The organism is Pseudomonas sp. SK (genome assembly GCF_012975065.1).
Taxonomy (GTDB): domain Bacteria; phylum Pseudomonadota; class Gammaproteobacteria; order Pseudomonadales; family Pseudomonadaceae; genus Aquipseudomonas; species Aquipseudomonas anuradhapurensis.
Genome location: NZ_CP051857.1, coordinates 2,700,425 through 2,721,953, shown reverse-complemented (window position 1 = coordinate 2,721,953; position 21,529 = coordinate 2,700,425). Strand labels below are relative to the sequence as shown.

18 protein-coding genes are annotated in these 21,529 nt (G+C 54.2%); 6 read left to right on the top strand and 12 right to left on the bottom strand.

Going from position 1 to position 21,529, the window contains the following annotated elements; genetic code table 11:
- Nucleotides 1-111: 111 nt before the first annotated feature.
- Complete coding sequence (locus tag HG549_RS12625; RefSeq protein ID WP_170029808.1) at nucleotides 112-372, bottom strand: hypothetical protein; 261 nt, start codon at nucleotides 370-372, stop codon at nucleotides 112-114.
- On the opposite strand from HG549_RS12625, the gene HG549_RS12620 reads away from it, so the two are divergent.
- From HG549_RS12620 to HG549_RS12605, 4 genes are all read left to right on the top strand, one after another.
- On the top strand, nucleotides 371-526 hold the full coding sequence (locus HG549_RS12620) for a hypothetical protein (protein ID WP_156340907.1): 156 nt from the start codon (nucleotides 371-373) through the stop codon (nucleotides 524-526). The two genes, HG549_RS12625 and HG549_RS12620, sit on opposite strands and share 2 nt — an antisense overlap.
- 265 nt (nucleotides 527-791) lie before the next feature.
- Entirely contained in the window at nucleotides 792-1,085 is a 294-nt protein-coding gene (locus HG549_RS12615; RefSeq protein ID WP_060511522.1) for a hypothetical protein, read from the top strand.
- Nucleotides 1,086-1,294: 209 nt separating this feature from the next.
- A complete protein-coding gene (locus HG549_RS12610; protein WP_218576029.1) occupies nucleotides 1,295-3,616 on the top strand; it encodes an AAA family ATPase in 2,322 nt (773 codons plus the stop codon).
- A gap of 1 nt (nucleotide 3,617) precedes the next feature.
- Nucleotides 3,618-4,565, top strand: coding sequence for an HNH endonuclease (locus HG549_RS12605; RefSeq protein ID WP_060511524.1), 948 nt, complete (start codon nucleotides 3,618-3,620; stop codon nucleotides 4,563-4,565).
- Between the two features lie 119 nt (nucleotides 4,566-4,684).
- Here HG549_RS12605 and HG549_RS12600 read toward each other — a convergent pair whose 3' ends face one another.
- The 11 genes from HG549_RS12600 to glnH form a co-directional block, all read right to left on the bottom strand.
- The gene (locus HG549_RS12600; RefSeq protein WP_256666121.1) at nucleotides 4,685-6,616 is read right to left on the bottom strand and encodes a UvrD-helicase domain-containing protein; all 1,932 of its coding nucleotides are present in this window, start codon (nucleotides 6,614-6,616) and stop codon (nucleotides 4,685-4,687) included.
- A 62-nt stretch (nucleotides 6,617-6,678) separates the two neighbouring features.
- On the bottom strand, nucleotides 6,679-8,841 hold the full coding sequence (locus HG549_RS12595) for an ATP-dependent endonuclease (protein ID WP_170029806.1): 2,163 nt from the start codon (nucleotides 8,839-8,841) through the stop codon (nucleotides 6,679-6,681).
- Nucleotides 8,842-9,612: 771 nt separating this feature from the next.
- Nucleotides 9,613-10,440 carry a hypothetical protein gene (locus HG549_RS12590; protein ID WP_156340908.1) on the bottom strand — a complete coding sequence of 276 codons (828 nt, stop codon included), beginning with the start codon at nucleotides 10,438-10,440 and terminating at the stop codon, nucleotides 9,613-9,615.
- A 188-nt stretch (nucleotides 10,441-10,628) separates the two neighbouring features.
- Entirely contained in the window at nucleotides 10,629-11,309 is a 681-nt protein-coding gene (locus HG549_RS12585) for a hypothetical protein (protein WP_170029805.1), read from the bottom strand.
- Nucleotides 11,306-12,193, bottom strand: a complete 888-nt coding sequence (locus HG549_RS12580; protein ID WP_060511532.1) for an ATP-binding protein — start codon at nucleotides 12,191-12,193, stop codon at nucleotides 11,306-11,308. Before HG549_RS12580 ends, HG549_RS12585 begins: the two co-directional genes overlap by 4 nt.
- Nucleotides 12,194-12,207: 14 nt before the next feature.
- Nucleotides 12,208-14,070 (bottom strand): Mu transposase C-terminal domain-containing protein, encoded by a 1,863-nt coding sequence (locus HG549_RS12575; protein WP_082432323.1) that lies wholly within the window; start codon nucleotides 14,068-14,070, stop codon nucleotides 12,208-12,210.
- Nucleotides 14,071-15,227: 1,157 nt separating this feature from the next.
- The gene (locus HG549_RS12570; protein ID WP_170029804.1) at nucleotides 15,228-16,133 is read right to left on the bottom strand and encodes a MurR/RpiR family transcriptional regulator; all 906 of its coding nucleotides are present in this window, start codon (nucleotides 16,131-16,133) and stop codon (nucleotides 15,228-15,230) included.
- A gap of 12 nt (nucleotides 16,134-16,145) precedes the next feature.
- Entirely contained in the window at nucleotides 16,146-17,183 is a 1,038-nt protein-coding gene (locus HG549_RS12565) for a C45 family peptidase (RefSeq protein WP_170029803.1), read from the bottom strand.
- 11 nt (nucleotides 17,184-17,194) lie between these two features.
- Complete coding sequence (glnQ, locus tag HG549_RS12560; protein WP_170029802.1) at nucleotides 17,195-17,917, bottom strand: glutamine ABC transporter ATP-binding protein GlnQ; 723 nt, start codon at nucleotides 17,915-17,917, stop codon at nucleotides 17,195-17,197.
- The gene (gene glnP, locus HG549_RS12555) at nucleotides 17,914-18,570 is read right to left on the bottom strand and encodes a glutamine ABC transporter permease GlnP (protein ID WP_170029801.1); all 657 of its coding nucleotides are present in this window, start codon (nucleotides 18,568-18,570) and stop codon (nucleotides 17,914-17,916) included. The genes glnQ and glnP overlap by 4 nt, the downstream gene beginning before the upstream one ends.
- Before the next feature lie 31 nt (nucleotides 18,571-18,601).
- On the bottom strand, nucleotides 18,602-19,345 hold the full coding sequence (gene glnH / locus HG549_RS12550; RefSeq protein WP_170029800.1) for a glutamine ABC transporter substrate-binding protein GlnH: 744 nt from the start codon (nucleotides 19,343-19,345) through the stop codon (nucleotides 18,602-18,604).
- Between the two features lie 222 nt (nucleotides 19,346-19,567).
- Between glnH and HG549_RS12545 the strand changes: the two genes are divergently transcribed.
- On the top strand, nucleotides 19,568-20,896 hold the full coding sequence (locus HG549_RS12545) for an aspartate aminotransferase family protein (RefSeq protein ID WP_170029799.1): 1,329 nt from the start codon (nucleotides 19,568-19,570) through the stop codon (nucleotides 20,894-20,896).
- Between the two features lie 10 nt (nucleotides 20,897-20,906).
- Nucleotides 20,907-21,470 (top strand): carboxymuconolactone decarboxylase family protein, encoded by a 564-nt coding sequence (locus tag HG549_RS12540; RefSeq protein ID WP_170029798.1) that lies wholly within the window; start codon nucleotides 20,907-20,909, stop codon nucleotides 21,468-21,470.
- Nucleotides 21,471-21,529 lie beyond the last annotated feature (59 nt).

Here is a 21,529-nt window from a genome sequence, read left to right as displayed (position 1 = left end):
CTCACTCTGTAACCGGAGTGGGGTCAACAGATCCCACCCTGCCTGAACCTTCACGATCGACGCCTCAGCTATCCAGACGATGCGCCTGCATTCAGTCGCATGTGAAGCCAGTCAGCGGCCAAGCAGCCGGTGCTGTCCACGCAGCGCTCGCGCTACCTTCTTCGCTTGTGCAGTGATCGCTACTACCAATGCGCAGCAGACAATGTAGGGAAGTGTTTCAGCAACCCCCTGCTCAACCGTCAGGCCGTACGTTATGCGTATGAGGTTACGAGATTCGTCTCCCGCCTGGATGAGACATAGCGGAATCAAGGCCCAGGCCACAAGTCGCTTGGCCAGACGGTTTTCGATAATGCGGTTATGGATGGCTTTCATGGTCATGCTGCTCCTGTTAGCGATGCTAGGGTTTGTACGAAAAGTCGCCGAGCGGCGATCAGGCAAGGCGAAAACAGGCGAGGAACGGTCGGAGTCGCGCTCGACTTTGCTGGTGGCAAATGAGCATTCCGAGCCTGTTTTCAACGCAGCATGATCGGCGCGCAGGCACTTTTCGTACAAAGCCGAGGGGCATTCATACTCACACGCTAAATCCTGCTATGCACGCCAAAACAGGCCCTCCAAAATCACGGTACAGAGCAATGCTCTCATTGCCTGTTACGTAGGCTTGGCCAGACATCAAACCGTCACAGTGGTAATCGTTTGTGTCTGCGACTTGAATACCAGCAGATAGCCACCACGTCTGGCTTACCGGATGCGATAAGGATTTCCCAGGATCGCCCGGCTCAGGAACGTAAGACATGGCCAAGGCTAAGACCATCAGCGACATCAACGCCAAATACAGCTACAAGGATGAGAACCCAGGCGGTAAGCGAGACGCCTCACTGGTGTCGTGCGCTCAGTGTGAGGATTACAACGAGTTGAGCTACATCTACAAGACGAAGCTCAAGCCTTTGATCGATGATGACGAGATCACCCACGACGAGGCAATTCAGGCGCTGGACGAAGCCTGTGCCGAACTCAAAAATCCTCGTAGTCGCGAGAAGTTCTACGAGCTGTTAACCAGCAAGCTTGGCCAGACCATCGGCGAATAACCCATGCACTAACGCCTTCAAACTGGGGGCTGCCGCAAGGATCTGCTCCCAGTCTCGTCCACGCAAATCTCTTCCCTGCATAGCACTTTTGCGCGCCATATAGCGGCTCGCTCCTTCTCCATTAGAGACCCGCTTGCCTGCGGACTCAGGCTGTCGGATCATGCCAAACAGCCACCATCCCTTAACACATTGGAAAATGAGAGCGTCACATGGAATACGACGAAGGCCGGGAGATCACTCGCCTGATCGCTGAAGAAATGCTTAACGTAGGACGTAGCTTCCCAAACATTTCATCAGAGAAAATCAATCTCCTCGCCGCGTTGCACCTGACGAAGGGGCTGATCCTGGAAGACAGGTACCGAAGCAGTTTTGAGGATGCCAGGGTACATGTAACCGAGCTGATGAAGCTAAACGAATTCGATGATACAGACGTCAGGGCAGCGTTCAACGAAAAGCTGCTGCACATCCGAGCGGTGTCTAGTGACACGATGGATCGGGAGGTCAGGGTAAAAACGGCGACACATCTCATTGATCTCTTCATCTTTGAGTTCTACAAGATTGCCCCGAGCCATCCAATGGTGGTCGCAGCCTTGGTCGGAAGTATTCATTCCACCTTGTACTCGCCTATTGTCGAGATTGCGCCGACGACGGCTGAGCTGTCTATTGGAAAGTCCTCTGAAATAGACAGCAGTTCTTTCCCGATGCTGTCCCCGACCTCTGCTGGTTTGAAGGCGCTGATTTCCTTAAAACTCATCATCAACCAGATCTACCCTGACTTTATTCATCGTCACGTTCCTGACAGGGTCGCCGACAGTCAGCCGAGCTACCTCGTTGACGCTGGCCCGCAATTCAAATTCACTGCCGTGACGGGACTCATCAACCTCGCCGCATTTGCCTTACAGTACCCTCAACCTGCGCGATTCATGCTTGTACTGCCAGCCAGCAAAGCGAAGTACGGCGGACTACGTAAAGAGCTTGCACCGGCGATCTTCAACGGTCTGCGGTTAGACGCTGCTATCTGTTTTAGCTCCAGCGAAGCGACAGCCGCCGCGCATGACCAAGTCCTGCTGATTTTTAGCCAGCATATTCACTTGATGCGCAAGCCAGCGCTGTACATCGACGTCTCAAACGCTAATAAATCCCTGGAGCGGCTGGATCTTGAAGAACGCGCGATCCTAGCCGGTCATATCTTTAACATCCATGAATCACGCAACATCGACGACCTGCCCAGGAGCATTCCTCCGAAGGTCGAAACTATCTTGAATGCACAGTTTTCAGATGGTTTCAAGGATGTAAAGGGGCTGTGTATCGAGGACAAAAGCGAGCATCAGGAAGCCTGGAAAATCTATTCGCCCAAAAACTTCATCCGAACCAATCAGCTTCAGGGAAGTGTTTTCAACCTTGCGGCCAACCCACAAGACATTCTCAAGCTTTTGAGCGATCCGACTGAGCCTGCCTGCATCTATATCATTGGTAACAACGGTGCAGGGAAGACCCAGTTGCTGTGTGAACTCATCGACAGGGTCGGTGAGCTTGATCGCAGAACTGTTGGCATCTCGACAGGGGTACATGATCGTTTCCCGCTCGGACGCAGCCAACAATACAAACGTTTTGAGTATCGCGGTGCCCGCACCAGTGCAGATGCCATCTCACCCTCCAGGTTGACCAAAGCCGTAACCGCCTTGGCGGCCAGGGTCTTCGTCGATCAGCACATGCTTGAGGCCTTGAAAGAGTGCCAAACGTGCCTGGGCTTCGCCCCACGCTTCTACTTCATGCTTCGGCCAGAAATGGCACTGGACAATGCCCCTAATGAAATTCGCACCTTGAGGATGTCAGATCACGCTGCGGATAACCATGTTCCTGACGAGCTGGCCAAATACGAGTTCGGCGTCGTGCGCCCAGCGATTGACGATCAAAAGGAGCGGATTGTCTCCTACTCATCGCTGAGTTCTGGAGAGCAAAACATCAACCAGTTGCTGCTCAACATCATCACGTCAGCCGAACCAGGGACGGTCTTTCTGGTAGACGAGCCAGAAATCAGCTTGCATCTGAAATGGCAGCAGACACTTCCAAGGGTGTTCCACCTGCTCTCCCGCCGCTTCGGTTGCTCATTCGTCGTCGCAACCCATGCTCCGACCCTCATCACCAATGCGAACGACCAAGGCAGTCACAGCTTCTTGCTCGACACGGGCAAATTGCCGAAGCTGACTGACAAGGAGCGGTACTCCGTTGAGTCGATCATTCTGGAAGGCTTCGGTACCTACACCCCTCACAACCGCGCGGTGCATGAGGCCTGCGCTCGTATCGTTGCCAAAACGATTGAAACAAAAGGCAAGCTTCGAGCTGACCAGCCTTCACCTCTCAAAGAGCTGAATGACATGCTCAAGAAGATGCCGACTCAACCTGGAGCATACGTACCTCCAGGTCAGGAAGAGGACATCGACCTGATCAAGAAGGCCTACACCGCGATTGAGTTGCTACTGGTCGACCAGGAAGCGGCAAGCAAACGTACCGACGAGGCTCAGGTGTAGCATGGCGGATTACTATGTGCTGAAAGATGCCGACATGAAGCCTGCCTACGACGAGTACAAGGCGCAGTGCCATGCCGAGGAGCGCTTCCATAAGGTCGTAATGTTCAACATTCACCGTTTCCACGTGATGGCTCTGCAGCGATTCAAGGCAAGACAGGCTGGCGAAGCAATCAAGAAGCGAAACCTCTGGAACGAATTTTCGAATCCTAAAAAGCCGGTGCCTGCAGCTACAGTGGCCGCAGCGCCTGGCGCGATCGCCGCCCCTGGCACGGTCGCTGCACCCGGCACGATCGCTGCACCTGGCTCACCTGAGGCGGGAGCTGCAGGTTCCCCTGCACCTGCTGAGACGCCCAAGCGCAAGCGAGGCCCAGCGAAGCCGACCGTCAGTGACATCAAGGGAGCTTTCAGGCAGTACATCGCTAAGCAGCAAGGTAACCGTTGCTGCTACTGCCGGCGGTGGTTATTCAACAGCGGTTACTCGAAGCCAATCGAGCACATCCTTCCACGCGAAAGCTACGAACAATATTCCTTCCACTTCTGGAACCTGTCGGTCGCCTGCGTTGACTGCAACAGTTTGAAGACTGACGACGACTGGGCCAGCCCCACCAAACAGGGCTTGGAGGCGTACCCTGCGCCCAATTCTTTCACGGAAATGTTCCACCCTCGCTTCCATCGCTTCGACGATCATGTTCGCTTCATTCGGGTGCAAACCAATGATCACAGCGTCACGCTATACCGAGGCATCACGCCGCAAGGGCAGAAGCTGTGTGAGGATCTGCTGAACAAAATCGCGGGTAAGGAAGTGATTGTGAACGCGAACGCCGACCTCAAAAGCTCGCTGGAAACCATTGAGCAGTTCGAGGTTGAGGAAGGCAGTGAACTGGAGAGCGCCTTGAAAAGCCTGCATGGTGCCCTATCGGGTCGCACGTTCGAGCTGGTGCAGAGCTAATAGGCCAGACGAAGCGAAACGGGTGGGAATTTTTCCACCCGATCGCTTCACCATGCCTTCCCGTGAGATCAACGATGATGACAATGTCTCCGGGTTTTACCGGGCATATCAACCGTGGGTCAGCTTGCCGCTCTCGCATCCAACTCATTGATCACCCAGCCCTGTGCCTGCAGGGCCGCCCTTCGCTCAACTCTCGCCTCCCCCTCACCCAGCGCGCTGCTTCGAATCGCCAGACAAAGCAGATGCGTAGGCCGAGTCATGCCGACATACATGAGCATCCTGTTTTTCCGGTAAGTCACCTGATGTTCTTTCTTAACCAAGGGCTTTCCTTCAAGCCAGGGCAACATCATTTCCAGAAAGTGCTGTCCACTGAACGTTTCCAAGATCAGCGTCGCCGAATGCGTCTTCCCTTTGACGGAGTGCATGGACGCCAGCTGAACGTCGACAGGCTCGTGCCCCCCGGCCTCCCATCGGTATGTGTTAATGGTTTTGCGGGGCACCTGCGACTCGACCTCGACCGTATCGCCTGGTTCTGCCCACGCCAGATAGGCTTCCACATCGGTAGTCATTGAAACCTCCTCCCCAGGATGCAGCTCCTGGATCAGCCGCTTGAGGAGCCCAACGTGGGTCTCAACCCACCGCTTCTCTCGTAGTGGATGCGGATAGAACAAGTAGAGGTAGATACCTCGCTGGTAGGCATTGAGAAGCTTCGCGTTAGCTGCCAAGCTTCGCTCGATGTAGCGGTGTAGCCTTGTTCTGATCTGGACTCGCTTCCTCAACCCAGCACGCTCAGCGAGATGGAGCAGGCACCTCGCGATCATCTCAACGCTTTCGTGCGCGTGACCGCTGATCGCCAGGTGGGCTCTGGCCCTGCGAACACCGTCAATGAATGTCTTGGGCGCATACGTCGAGCCATTAGCGTCTGAGCGGTAGGCGCTCCAATAGTGCTCCAGGGCCTTCGGGAATTGGTTGTCCTTGTACTTCCTCAGTCGGTGAACAGCACCGAGCGCATGCACCCCATCCTTGCGCTGGGTGATGGGTACATGCCGTGACACAAGCTCTGCAAATGCGCCAAGCACACCGCTCGTATCGTCGTCTGGAAAGACAAAAAGGGTGTTGGGACAGTCTTCACCCGTTCTGGCCCGACCGACCAATCCGCCCGTAATGGGAGCGACTGCAAAGCTGTTTGCCAGCGTGGCAATGGCCTGGTTGAATCGAAAGCTTGTGGAGATCTCGATTGTCCCGCCATGCGGGAATGCCCCATCAGACTCTCCGTCACCCTCGAATATCTGCTGATTGGGATCGCCCACCCTGATCACCACTGTATTCGCTGCATCGCGCGGAAATACGTGGTTCAAAAGGCGATTCTGCTCCAAGTCCGTGTCTTGCATTTCGTCGATGAGTACACAGGGGAACCGGGCTTGCAGCGATTGAGCAACATTCGGTTCTTGCTCAATCATGGCCTGGCCAAGCGTGAAAACCTCGTCATAGCAGAAGTAGCCTTCCGAAGCGGCAGCGCCCATGGCTCTGCATAACTTTCCATGAGTAGGTGCATCTGGCGAGCAAATGTAATGCTTACCTTGAAGAGGGGTAGAAAAATCGACCGAGGGCAGTCGAAGATCAGCGAGCGTCTTTTCTTTTTGATCGAGAAAGTACTCTACACCCCAACGATCTTTTCCCAGCGCCCTTCCCCTTGCTCGCCCGGTTGCCTCGTCATCCACCACCGTCAGCGGGTGGCCATTCGAGCGCAGCCAGGGCGACGCAAGAAACCGCATGACAAAACCGTGGATGGTATCGATGAAATGTGGGTAGCGCAGCAGCCTCTGGCCAATCTCTGTGGCGCCCAGCCGGCTCTCAATTTCCTCACGCGCTGCATTGGTGTGCGATAGCACGCAGATCCCCTGCGTTCGACTACGCCAATGACGACCAAGAATGGCCAGCTTGGCAACCACGAGGGTGGTCTTACCGCTCCCCGGGCAGGCCGCTACATCGAGCGTATCGAGACGCTTGAGGAACTCCCTCCGAGGTTCATCCAGGTCGCGCAACGACATAAGCGCGCTCACCCACTCGATGTCTGCATCCGTGACTGGAGGCACAAGATCCTGGAGCCGCATTACGCCAACTCCCCTGCTTCAAGCGCCTCTAGCGGCGTCTCCGCGGTGTTTGTGGCCGGCTGCTCCGGCGCCGAAGGCATGATCCGGCCTCTTGTGGCGTATTCGATCGCTTCAACCACGTAGGCCGGTAACGCTGCACGCAAGCTTGCCCGGTCGAGTTCACCTTCATCAAATGCCGACTGCAGCAGGTCGACCAGATGCTGTGCAGTAATCGACTTGGAGCCCGAATCAACCTGCCGGTAAACCTCGGTGGCACGCTCTTCATTGGTGAGATACTGAGACTTAAGTGCCGCCAGCGCCTTCGTCGCCCTCTCGAGGACTTTCTGTCGCGTCAGCTTTTTTTCGTTCATTTTTACATCATGTAAGGCCAACGTGGCGGCACGGTGTACCCAGTCCATAAGCCCTTCGACAGCCAGGTCATACTCGAGCGTCCAATGATCGGCCACGAAGGTCTTCACGTTTTGGCCATCGCCACGTGTCCGTTTCTGACGATGAGCCGCAAGCTTCGGTTCGCGCTCAATCTCGGTAGCGCCAAAGTCACTGAGCATCCGCCATTGACGACGCGCCGGTTTACCCTTGGCGTTGAGCTTGTGCGGATCCAGCCCCATGATGGCCGGCGCGCAATCCGGCATCACATCCATGTCGGTGATGCAGGCCGTTGGGATCTGGATTATTCCCTCTGTCGCATCAGCTCGCTGCATGATGTGTGCGTAACGGCGTAAGCCAACGCCACCCACATTGACGATTGACACACCATGCTCGGTCAAGTCACACCCAAGCAGCCTGGCCAGTGCCGGCAGCAGGATCGCCTCTGCATCCCCTTCAACGATGAGCAGCCCTTTCGCAAAGAACAGGCTGGCCTTGGTGACATCCAGAAAACGACTCAGGAAGCGATAGTCGTCAGCGGACAGCCTGGTTCGCCCCTGTGCCATGGAGAAGGCACGCTGGCCATGAATGAGCACCAGATTCTCCAAGGCAATCTTAGAGCTCAGGTTGGAACTGTGTGTGGTGAGGATCACCTGCACGGGACGTGTATGCGCTGGTTCCGCTTGGGCTTGATCTGGCTGTTGTGTTTGATCTTGCTGTTGTGTTTGATCTTGCTGCTGGGTTTGATCTTGCTGTTGGGTTTGATTTTGCTGTTGGGGGCGAGGCTGCGATGCGCGCTCGAGGAACTCCATCAGTCTAAGTTGGCGCTGCGGGTGAAGATGCGCCTCCGGCTCCTCGATCAGCAGCAGCGGCAGCCCATCCGGTTCCTTGCCGAGCAGTAAGAGCTCGCAGGCCATGAACAGCAGGTTATTCGAGCCCAGACCATAGCTCCCCCTCGCATTCCCCGATCCCTTGTCCAGCAAACCCAACTCCAGGCGCTCAAGGATCTGCTTGAGCTTTGTGGTTTCACTGCCGGTATCGCCGAAGCCAAGATGGCTATGAAGCGGCTGTCCTGCTAAAGAGAGAGGCTCCAGATATCGGTCGTTGATTGTCGCCTGGGCAACCTTGATGGCTTGATGTCCTCTGACCAGCTCGCGCATGTAATCACCCATGCCCGCAATGCTCAGGCCAGTGGCTTCAGCTGCCGACGCCGGTGGAGCGATATCGACATAGGACTCACCGGCGTCTATACCCGGGAAGCTCGACAGGACTTGGGACAAGCGCGAATTGCGACCCGGTGACATCTCCCGTTCGGCATCTCGCAATGGCTTCAGGTATGCGGTTGCCAGCAACTGGCGCGCGCCGACGTCCAAGGCAGGCCCTTCTCCCCGCTCACCACAGCGAACCTGGATGTCCACCCAGCGACGCGACGCTGTCGGCATCGCGAGTCGACGCGCCGACCAGTGCACATGAAGCAGCCCCTCCCCGCGTGAAAACGTGACGTATTCGGCGAAGGCTCCAAGTTCCAGTGTGGATAGCCCTGCCAGCGTGCAAACCATAGTAATGTCGGTCGCAGGCTCGCCGTCACTCCCGACATGGAAGTCCTCGAGCTCTAGTCGCAGGAAGTCTGAATCCCGGGTTTGCAGGACATGCCGGATGGCGTCGATCACCGCAGTCTTTCCGGCATCATTCTCGCCTACAAGCGCAGTGACGCCCTCGTTGAAGTGGATGGTGAAACCCGGAGTCAGATCGCCAAACTGGCGGAAATTACGGATCGACAGCGCTGAAAGGTACATCCCCACTTCTCCCTAAGCCTGGCTTCTGTCGGCGCTATTGGCCACTTCTCGCTTCTTCTGGCCTCTTTTGGCCAGTGTTGGCTTGGTGGAGTCCTGGCCAAACGCAATGTTACTGGCTATATGCCACAGACTGGGGGCGAGACGCTATCTCTCGCGATAAACGTCTGTTCGACTGGAATGTGTGGAATCAAAGCGTGTGACCGCCAAACGCTGGTCTCGTAAGTCTACCCGCTGTTGCGCACTGGGATGTTGCTTGAAGCCAAGTGATTGATTAATCGATTGACACTATGCTCTAACTAGCTCCCATTCGGATACCATGAGATTTCGCGAGAGCCGCAGCGACCCTCAGGTGAATTTTATGTATGCTTGCCTGATAGAACGCTGCGCGAGAGCCAAACATACCTGGCCCCCATTGATAGAACTCAAAGAGAATGAAATCCGAAAATTCTCTTATTGAACGATATGCTTCACCGGCTGGCCAGGGTGAGTAGATATCCTGACGATTCAATAGCCAGTTTGAACCGCTATGTTTAACTGCTGGGATCAACCCAATAGCTGTACATGCTTTGTGAAGGACTTCAGCCCGCGCAGCCTTTGAGCCCCAATGTATCGAGTACTGGAAGACGTGTATCGTTGGCAGGGAAATGGTACACGAAAGCCAAGCCTCATGATTCAAACCACCAACTCCAACACCGACAACACCCAAAGGTAGTGTCACATTCCCTATATAGGAGTATTTTACTGGCATGACAGCTCCCAAACATTCTATACTCACGACCGAATAGATACCTCAGAAAATCCTTCGATGAATTGTTGCAACAGAGCAGGACTAGGATTTGGCATCCACTCGCGCAGTCGTCTAGCTATAACGTCACTGTGCAGGCTATTGAACACATTACATGCTGCTCCCAAGCTGCGTGCATCATGAAATCCTGCTATAGCACCTGCGCGCTCGATGAACGATTCAACATCAGTGCTCTCGCGGGGTGTAAATAGCTCAAATAGCCATCCGAGCATCAGCATGCCAGCCCATCTTTGAGCTATTCCTGCAACCAATGGCCCAGCGTTAAGAGTCTGTTGAAATAGGGTAGTAATACGATATGAGCTTCGAGGAGCTATAAAACGATTCACCAAGCCAAATCGTGGATACAAAAAAATTGACAGCAAAAGGCGTGGCAGTCCCGTATGCGGCTCACTGCATGACCACATTCCGTTTTGATCAGCTTGCTGCTGAGAAGCTTCCAAGGTTTGAAAAAATAGTTGAGTCTTATAAAGCGCAGTAAATTGTTCGTCAGCATCATGGCTACGAGACGCAGCAACGCATTGAGAAGGATCCTCGGAATATGCCTTGAGGATGCGCATGGCCATACTCGGACTTGAAGCAACAATACCACTTGCATCGAGCAGGGAACACTTGTGAATTTGACATACGACCACACCAACAGAGCACCACTCTTTCCTGTATGAAGGGAGTGAAAAATTCGCAATGTGCTCCTTCATGCAGCTGTAGCAAAAACTGCGTCTGAAGTATCGAGGTATAACCCATTGACTATTCGGCTGGAAGATCTTTGCCTGCTCCTCCCTTGGAATATCCAGCATTTCGCACGCCGCTCGTGAGAATTTGGCATCGTGCGTAAAGTCAGGGTCAAAGTCTTCTGACTGTACGCACGCATGCCAAAGCTCCGCAAGCCTGCTCCTATCGAGCAATGTATGCTGGGAACATAGGCTTTGCCTGTAAACCCAGCAAGAGAAAGCCTCACCATCAAAAATGGGGACATCAGGAGCATTCATTGAAGGGATGACTCCCGTTGACTGCGATAGCCTGGATGGAAGAGCTCCAGCATCGTCCACGCCAAATTGCCGTTTCGTCGATGATAAATGTCATGCAGCAACAGCTTGTCAGCTGCTCGTCCCAGTCCTGACTTCTGATCAATCAATGCTTCAAAAAAGGCTGTAAACTCTGTCCGATCCGCGAATGACCCTAACTCAACAGGCGAGTAGGCACGCTCGTGAGCTCGACACAGTCCGACCATCTCAGCCTGATAGTCAGGACTGCTGACGATGACAAAACTACTATCAGGAAGCGCCTTCAGCAGCCATCCCAGTTGCTTCAATGACTTTTCTTTGGCAAGCGCCGTGAGGGCAAATTTTTCGAAGTCGTGGATGAATATGGTCGGATCTCCTTTCATGGCGCAAAGCTCAGTAACCAATGCAGGAACACCCGACTGTGGCTGAAACTCAAAATCAACGTGTATCTCTTCATAGAACTGACCCAGCAAATCCAGTCCCGCAAGGTCTACGTGATCCCCAACAAAGACTGTAGAGCCAGTAATTTGGCTCAGAACGGCATTGGTGCAGGTGGTCAGACCATTGCCAGGATCAGACATCAAATGGCATACCACGCTACCGTCCTTCAGCGCAGAAACTAAACTTTTCACAGCAACGGCTTGGAAAGGCGCCAGTGTCATTCTGAAACCTCCTTATCCTTGGGATGGTGCAGTTTGTAACCATAGAGCCTGGTCATCGGTTCAAGATTCTGGAACTGACTCGGCGTAATCTGCTCCGTCCCATGCTTGATTGCATCCATAGCAGTGGACTTGATAATTTTGACGATATTGTCAAGGATCCCGTGTGAGTTCACATGAATAAGCGTTCGCAGCTTAGGGCTTGCAAGGTTAGAGGGCAATTTGAGTGGAAGGTAGGTCTCGTATGTAGCAATGAAATCCACAAAATCCTGATCAAGTTTCCAAGGCTTCAGATGCCACGGCACGAATCGCCGATCAATTATTCGATCCAGTGAGATGATTTCACTCGCAACTGAGTTCCCGAACGCAATGACACAGAGCTTACCATCACCCTCTGCGAGTCCACGAAGCAGCGATAATATAGATTTTTTATGGGAATACGCTTCGAGCATGCAATCAGACAACTCATCAACAACGATCGCGCCGATTCCAAGGGCCTTTATCTTCTGTATGATGAGCTTAACACGATTGACCGCAGTGCCACGCTTGCCAATCGGAACATCGAAGACATCGCACAATGCATCGTGTAATTTAAAACGGTTAACGTTTTCGGTAAGTGTAATAAACACGAACCTTTTACCTTCAAGCTCACCGAGAGCCTTAAGCCGGTTGAATAAGGCCGTTTTACCGTCGCCTCCATCCCCATGGATGAAAATGCTAGCGGACTGGATCTGGTTATCGGTATAGAGCATGTTCCTCAAGCTTTCGAAAAGAGGCGCGTAGCGAGGCGTATCAATCCATATATCATGTCGACATATCTTAATTCGCTCCTTCGCAGGCAGATCAGCGTTATTTCTAAGATCGTGCTTGATATGTTCGTAAGCCATCATAGCTCTCCAAGTTAGTCTTTATGCTTATCAACTATAATTACAGGAAGAAAATCAGGCTGATCTGAATGCTCTCTTATGATGCGCGGCACAAAAACATCGTGAGCGTTTTCGTCCTGGGTTAAGATTGTCGGGATAAAGTCTTGCGTGTCTTCGATAAGCCAGTCCTCAACGGGTTCATTGGTTACTGCTTCGGTTGCAGGGATTAGAGTGCTCTGTGGAGCGGGCAGACCTTTAGGCGGTAGATTGGCCATGAAAGCAGTTTTAAGGTCAACGGCCTCTTGAACGATCACTGTCTGATTGGCAAGAGCAGCGTGCGCGAACTCATCGTCGACAGTGCCAGGGGGCAGGTCTTTGAGTAGTGCTTTACGCTTCGAAAGTTGTTTATGGTTCGAGTAGGAATCCCAAGTGTTAGCTAGCCCCACCCGATTATAACTACAAGGAACTTTCAGAAATTTGCCTGGGAGCTTGACCCAGACGTAGCTCAGATCGTGCCGAAGGTACTTGATATCAAAACGCTGACCCACGTAGGGGGCAAGCTCGTAACATGCGTATCTACGGCCAGCAAAATTTATTCCGTAGGGATGCACCTTGTGATCGAAGCTTGTCGGTGAGAAATCAATCAAAAACCTCATTTGATCGTTTGATGCAATGACACGATCATGATCATAAAGACCTTGATTAACGTAATGATTCCAAGCTTCACGCGGAGTGCATTTTAGCGACGAGTGGATTTTGCCATGATAAACAGTTACTTGATTTAGGAACCATACAGCGAACTGCTCATAATCCATCGTTGCATTATATTCGCTATTGAAGTCCTCTCGCTGAACGACGTTACTCCCGGTTGCGCCGGGAAGGAAGTGGACTTCTGTCGTCATAAACGTGCCGATCAAGCGTTCTATAATGCCTCCATACCATTTTTTCCCTATAGGGCGGTGTTCCCAATCCATACCCCACGCCTTGCACTGCTCAATGAACTTTTCACTTGTAAACTCAGCGGCATTGTCGGTAAATATAACAAATGGAATACCAAAGAATGGATACTCATTCGGATTAGTCAAGAAGCGGAATAGATGAAAATCTTTGTTCATCACTGCAAAAGCAAGGGCGGCAGCGACGGTATCAAGGTTAGGGGGATCTAGACTAAGAAAAAAACCTAAGATCACTCTCGACTTATCGCAGATTAACATCGTTACCCATGGCCTACCGATGATAATATTTCTGTTCTGCTCATCGACCAACAAGATGTCGACCATCGTGTGATCCATCGATACTCTGTGCAAAAGCCCATCGATCACAAACTTGTGAGGCTTGAATCCATATTTATGATCCGTCTTTTCTTTCCCGTACCGCTTGAAATAAACCTCTCTTTCCGGCTTGGACATTAAGAATTGCCTGGCCCTATAGCGCGTGACATTTTCACCCTCTCCCTTGAAGTACTCCCGCGCCCACTGGTGGAGCTTACTGAGGGATGCCTTGGGGCCTTCAAATTTCTTCTCGTAGGCTTCTTCAAGAGCAGCGATTTGTGCATCACTGGCCCAGCAACTTCCTATAACCCTGCCTTTCTTGTTTCGCTGGATACTTTCTTCTTTTCTGTGCTTGCGCAGCAAGTTATAAAATTGAGAGTGGCCGAGGCCAAGAACTTCCATGCCTCGCTTGACGGTCATCCCGTTAAACCGCTCAATGACCTGGTCAAAAACGGATGCGCGCTCTTTAGCCACTTCTTGCTCGCGCGCGTCATAAGTTCTTTCCTGGTAGGGAATGTACTCACCTCCAGGAGGTACTCCTGACTCTTTCCAGTCTCTGGGTACTCTTACCTTTGCTTTTTCTTCCGAATCGCTAGGCGCTGCAGGCAGGTTGAGTTCTTTATCCATCTTATCCGGTACTAATCCGATGATTTGACAGGTGAGGATAGTGGAGTGGCAGATGCACGCAAATTTCGGCTAGGCAGCTTCCAAGCGGTGGCAAGGCCAGGAGGAAGTTGAGTATTAGATATATTGACATTTCTTCAGAAATTACAAAAAAACTCCAACTAAAAAAAGCTTATAGAGATCATCAAGTTAAAAATCACGAAATTCACGCACATTCAATATATATTTAACCCGAATGATTAAGTTCTGAACATAAAGCTCGCCTTTTTCATTCCTAAACCGTCTAACCTCCGAACGTAAATATTCGGTCGTTGGAGCAGATCTTGGACGGGAATGGCATTTCCCATACCTGTCGTATTGCGACATACGCATAAAAGTGCGCTTGTGGATCTGCCGTTGGGGCCGGTGTGTTTCTCGGCTTGGGACGACGATTGGTTCCTGGTAGCTACCTGCGGTGGGCGGAACGAGGGAAGAGTTGTGACGAATCTGGTGTAGGTACTGCGTTCTTGTTGTTCATTCTTGAACGCACCGTGCTGGGCGAGTAGAAGGCGCACACCTTGTCATTTCGGTTACGTCCCAGGTTTCAGGGCTTGCGGGCTACCAAGCGCTAACAATCTTCAACGGCTTATCTGGTGTTGGCGCCATACACATCACCACTTTCCTCCCGGTTCACGGGCTTTCGAGTGCAATGGGATCCCCTGAGAAAGACGTCTTGGATCGTAGAGTTTTATCGGTATTGCGCCCATTAGGCTATCCAACCAATCCATGAAACACCTGCGCACCTGGAATCACACTGCGGGCTCAGGAGTACATCGAACCCGTGTGACATAAGACCGGAAGACAGACTCTTATGCGGGATAAGCCCGGAAAAAAGACTTCGTTTTTCCGCCGATATAGCGACAGGAAGGGTTAACATATTGTTTTTAAAAGGGATTGTGGGCGTCCGATTTTATTTCAACGTTTACACCCCACAACCCCCCGTTTCCCAATCTCTGTACATGGCCCTTCACTAAGCTCCGGTTGACCCCACCCGACACTCAACCCCATTCGATCAATGACATCCACCATGGCAATCCTTGAATAGCTACCGTACCCGAATCAAAGATTGCAATCCGGGAATACGGCAACCTGTCATCTGCTTGAGAAACCTCGTTGTATTGCTACAGCGAGGCGTTCAACTCAGAGATGAGCTCTTCCCGATACTTGAGTGCGGCGACTGCGGTCTCGCCCAGGGAGCTGGCGACCGCACTAAGCAGTCCCTGCGCCAGGAGCATGAACGCGCACATGCTGTTGCTGAAGAACAGGCTGTGGTTGGGCACATAAAAGCTGTGCAGCGCGGTCTTGGCCAAAGGCGAACTGGCGGAGTCGGTCAAAGCAACGACCTTCACCCCGTGTCGTTGGGCCACCTCGGCAGTCGCCAGCACGCTCGGGGTATACGGGAAGCAGCTGGCGACAACCAACAGGTCACCGGCATCCAGTTGAGCGAGCGCATCAGCAACGCCTTGGCGACTGGAATCCAGTGCGCTGACATCAGGCCGAAGCATTCCAAGCCCATAAGACATGAACAGCGCCAGGGAATTGAATTGCCTCATTCCATGGATTCGCACGCGCTTGGCGCTGCACAGCAGGCCAACAACATCGTCAAATGCAGCGGGGTCGACCTGCTCGACCATACTGGCGATGTTGGCGCTTTCCTGGCGCCCCAATCGCGCCAACTGGCTAATCGCTCCAGCGCCTTCCGTATTGACCACCAACCGCGAGGCCTGATCGCTGTAGAAGCTTTTGCCCTCTGTCAGCTCTCGTCGGAAGACATCCTGCAATTTGCTGAACCCTGAATACCCAAGACGCCTGGCGAGCCTGGATAGTGTCGAGGCGTTGACTCCGAACTGCGCGGCCAACTCTGTGATTGAAGACACCGCCGCGTGTTGCGGCGATTCAATCATCTGGGTCAGCACTCGCGTCGAACTGCCGCCTAAAGCGATATCCACCTCTTGTCTATCGATGGCAGCCAGCAGCTGTTTCAGCTCAGCCACTGTTTCTGGCAGGTATTCATTGAACTGCGTCATCGGAGCTATCCGCTATTGGATTAACACAACGGCGCCCTGGGCGTCAGGATGATCTGTCACTCGGTGCGCATAAACCCGCCATTCTACAGCGCTGGACGTCAGCGTGAAGATCGACGTGGCAAGCGTATTTTCGTCATCCGGGTCATCTTCCGCACAGCGGTAGACTGGCAAGGTTGCGCTCTCCTCGTCACGCAGGATTTGAAGCGCGAGCGTCAGATCGAGCTTACGGCTTGAGCCGGCTAACAGATGATCGACACGCTGCTGACGAGCACCAGAACTACCTGTCACGATCTGCTTGAAATCCCGGAACGACGAATCGACAAGATGGTTCGAGTGGCCAGTCGATGCTTCAATCTCACGAACGACAACGCCATCGGATGTTGCTTCGACGCTGACGACACGAGCGCTACCAGCTTGCCCGAACGCATGGTGAAAAGCCCCGGCGCGAGGCATCGGGGAGATTGCCGCAATTGCCTCATCCACCGTTCGGGCATCTAGCGAAGCGCGCCCCAGAATCATCCGAGGCACGCCCACGGGGATATCAATCGGGCGGATATTGTTGACCGTCGCAACGACGCCAAACTCGTTGACTGCAAACGTATGACCCGGAATTGAGCCGGGATAGACGAAGCTTATGAACGCCGCACCCTCCTCCGGCTTGGCGTGGACAATCGCACAATCACCGCGCAATTGGGGCAGCCCGTCTTCATTGTGGGCGATCAGTGTTCCCTGCTCTGCCTGACCGAATACGGTGGTACAACCATCCACACTGACCAGCCCAGGAAAATCGCCCCTGCAGTTCCACATGAAGACTTCATCGACGGTCAATTCAAGCCCAGCGGCAAGGCCTTCGATTTCCTGCCAATAACGCGGATACCGTTCACGCACCAGCGCTTTCATTTGCCGCGCCTTATCCGTATCAGCCAACGAAGCGAGGTGTTGCCAGAGCGGCAACCTGCGCAGTTTGCCATGTACGGATTGACGACCGAATTCACCCAGGCGCCGTCCGAGCTCGAACGCATTGCCGGCGATGTGAAGTTGAGTGAGCATCGCATTGCCCCTTATGAAACGTGCTGGAGAAACTCGCGCAAGCGCGGGCTAGGTGGGTTGGCGATCAGCTCTTGTGGCTTGCCGTCTTCGGCGATGCGCCCCTTGTCGATGAAGATCAGTCGGCTGGCTACCTTGCGCGCGAAATCCACTTCATGGGTGACGATGACCATGGTCATGCCCTCCTCTGCCAGCGCCTTCATCACCGTCAGCACCTCATGACGCAGCTCAGGGTCCAGCGCCGAGGTCGGCTCGTCGAACAGCATCATCTTGGGCTTGACCGCCAGTGCCCGAGCAATGGCCACTCGCTGCTGTTGGCCGCCGGACAGCTGCGACGGGTAATGGTCGGCGCGTTCGGCCAGGCCCACCTTGGCCAGCAGCTCGCGACCAAGCGCATGCGCTTCGGCCTTGCTTGCCCCGCGCACCCGGATCGGCCCGAACGCCACGTTTTCCAGCGCCGTCATCTGTGGGAACAGATGGAACTGCTGGAACACCATGCCGGCTTCCTGGCGAATGAGGCGCTCATCGACCCTGGGGTCGTTGACCTTCAAGCCGTCGACGATCAGCTCGCCCTCGGTGACTTCTTCCAGCTTGTTGATGCAGCGCAGCAAGGTGGATTTACCAGAGCCCGACGGCCCGATGATGACCACGACCTCACCGCTGGCAATGCTCAGGTCAATGTTATGGAGCACCTGAGTGCTGCCGAAGTGTTTGGAAACGTTCTTGAATTCGATCACAGGATTTTCAACCTCGCTTCCATACGGCGCAGGATGTAGCTGAGCACCAGGGTAATGATCAGGTAGATCACGGCCACCGCAGACCAGACTTCCATCGCACGGAAATTGCCGGCGATCACTTCCTGGCCCTGGCGAGTCAGTTCGGCCACGCCGATGACGATGAATAACGACGTGTCCTTGATACTGACGATCCACTGGTTGCCCAGGGCCGGAATCATCCGGCGAAACGCCAGCGGTGTGATGACATAGCGAAGGGTGTCGCGGCCAGAGAGACCCAGCGCCAGTCCAGCTTCACGAAAGCCCTTGTTGATAGACAGCACAGCGCCTCGGGTAATCTCGCCGATGTAGGCGCCCGAGTTGATCATGATGGTAAACACAGCGGCCCCGAACGGATCGATGCGCACGGGAATCATCAGGGGCAAGGCGAAATAGATGAACATCACCTGCACCATGATCGGGGTGCCACGAATCAGCTCGATGAATACCAACGCTACCCGACTGCTGAAGAAACCGCCGTAAGCGCGGGCGAAGCCCGCGATCACGCCGATGATTGCGCCGCCGATCAGGCCCAGGATCGAAATCCAGAGCGTGAGTTTGGCGCCTTCCAGCAGAACCGGGAGCGCATCCCAGATGGCACTCCATTGAAAATGCATAACGGTGAACTCTCAGAAAACTTGGGAAGATTTACTGTGGTTGGGTGCCAAACCACTTTTCATAGATTTTGGCGTAGGTGCCATCCTCCCGAAGTTTCTTCAGGGCTGCATTGACTGGCTCACGCAATTCGCTGCCTTTGGGGAAGCCGATGCCGTACTGCTGTGCCATCATCTGTGCGCCCACGGCTTTGACCTGACCTTCGCCGGCGGTCTTGATGTAATAAAGCACGTTCGGCGTATCGTGCATGGCGGCGTCGACGCGCCCTGTGCGCAGTTCCAGGTAGGCGTTGTCGATGTTGGGGAACTGACGCAGATCCTTGGCCTTGAGATTGGCCTTGGCGTAGTCGGCTGCCGACGTTCCGCTCTTCACCGCCAGGCTTTTGCCGGCAATGTCTGCTTCACCCTTGATGGTCTCGTTGTCACTCTTGACCATCAGCAGAAAGCCGCTGTCGTAGTAGCCGTCGGAAAAATCGATGGCCTGTTTGCGCTCTTCCTTGATCGTGATCCCCGCCAGCGCCGCGTCCACGTTATGGGTTTGCAACGCAGGAATGATGCCGTTGAAATCCATCGGCTTGAGCTGGTAGGTCCAACCCAGTTCTTTGGCGATAGCCGCCCACAGATCGATATCGAAGCCCACATACTCATTGCCCTGCTTGAACTCGAAAGGCACGAACGCCGTGTCTGTTGCGATCAGCAGCTCTTTTCCGGCAGCCATGGAGGTGCCTGAAATGGCAAGCGCAAAAGCTGCAAGCGATACCTTAAGAAATGTTTTCATCGTCTTTCCTCTGTAAGGGGGAGGCTCGGTTGCCGTTGGCGGCCCGAGGGAAAGCGGCAGTAGCAAAGTATGGGGCAGGCCCCTGATTGTTATTGGCGGCATTTCCATGCCAGCGGTGCGCGTCACAGCGCAAGGCGAGCCGCGCTCCCTACGGCTAAATGCAAATATCCGTTGCTTATGGTTTATATGCAAGTATTATTTGCATACCCCTTGGAGGTGATCATGAGCCACGTCTTGCATCGAAGCTTCAACCATACCTACCCCACAGCCGTAGCAGGTGATGGGCCCTATCTGATTGATAGCGCCGGCAAGCGCTACCTGGATGCCAGTGGAGGCGCAGCAGTTTCTTGCCTCGGCCACAGCGACCCCGAGGTCATCGAGGCGGTACGTCATCAGATTGGCCAATTGGCCTACGCCCACAGCTCTTTCTTCACGACTGAGGTCATGGAAGAGCTGGCAGACTTTCTCGTCGCTCGCGCCCCGAAGGGTCTGGAGTCTGTCTATTTCGTGTCCGGGGGGTCTGAGGCGGTGGAAACCGCACTCAAACTGGCGCGGCAATACTTCGTGGAAATCGGCCAGCCCAGCCGCAAGCATGTAATTGCGCGTCGTCAGAGCTATCACGGAAACACGCTGGGCGCCCTGGCGGCTGGTGGTAACGAATGGCGACGTCGACAGTTTGAGCCATTGCTGATCAACGTCAGCCACGTAAGCCCGAGCTATGCCTACCGTGATCAGCTACCGACTGAAACCGTTGAGCAATATGCCCAGCGCCTGGGCGAAGAGCTGGAATCGGAAATCTGCCGCCTGGGCCCGGCAAACGTCATGGCTTTCATCGCCGAGCCTGTCGTAGGGGCCACCTTGGGTGCCGTTCCAGCTGTCGCGGGCTACTTCAAACGCGTCCGTGAAATCTGCGATCGCCATGGCGTGCTGCTCATTCTCGACGAAGTCATGTGTGGCATGGGCCGCACGGGTTCATTGTTCGCGGCGGAACAGGAGGGAATCACTGCCGACCTGATCACTATCGCCAAAGGGCTGGGCGCAGGCTACCAGCCGATTGGCGCAACGATGGTCAGCGCGAAGATCCGTGACGCTATCGCCAACGGTTCAGGCTTCTTTCAGCACGGCCACACCTACATAGGCCACGCGACCGCCTGTGCCGCTGCATTGGCAGTGCAGAAAACCATCGAGAAGCGCGGGCTTCTGAGCCGGGTCGTGACGCTGGGAGACACCCTGCAAACACGCTTGACCGAGCGCTTCGGCGAGCACCCTCATGTGGGTGACATCCGGGGGCGCGGGCTATTCCGTGGCATCGAACTGGTCAATGATCGCGCTACGAAAACGCCCTTTGATCCATCGATCAAACTGCATGCACGGGTGAAGAAAGCCGCCATGGCCCACGGCCTCATGTGCTACCCCATGGGCGGTACTGTGGATGGGCAACGAGGCGATCACATTCTGCTGGCACCGCCTTTCATCATCGAATCGAGTCATATCGACGAGATCGTGGACAAGCTGGCGTTGGCGATAGACAGCGCAATCGCGGGGGCCTGAGAGGACACTTATGGACATTCGATCCCGATTGACCTCACTCCGTGAAGACGAGATGAGCCAAGATCAGCGCAAGGTGCTGAGTGACATCCTTAAGGGACCAAGGGGAAATCTTGACGGCCCCTTCCTCGCCTGGATTCATAGCCCGGCACTGGCTGATCACGCCCAGCGGCTTGGCGCTTTCTGCAGATACCACACTCGGCTTGATCTGCGTTTGAGCGAGCTGGCGATCCTGCTCACCGCAGCATGGTGGCAGTCCCAGGCTGAGTGGCAGATTCATGAACCTATTGCTCGCAGCAGCGGGCTGAGCGATGAGGTCATCGAGGCGCTGCGAGTACAACGTGCGCCCACTTTCATCGAGAAAGATGAGGCGATCGTCTACCACCTGGGTGAAGAGCTTTACCGTACGCGCCGAGTCAGCGATGAGCGTTACAAGGAAGCGGTGGATGCGTTCGGCGAGCCAGCCGTAGTCGAACTGGTTGCGATTTTCGGGTACTACGCCCTGGTGGCCATGACGCTTAACGTTTTCGCTGTCCGGCGTCCTACAACCGCACCTTTGCCCTTCCCTGAACCTTGATGACAAGCGCTTGTAGGCAGTGCTCAATTCCTTGATGGCCCAGGCGAGAGCGAGACAGC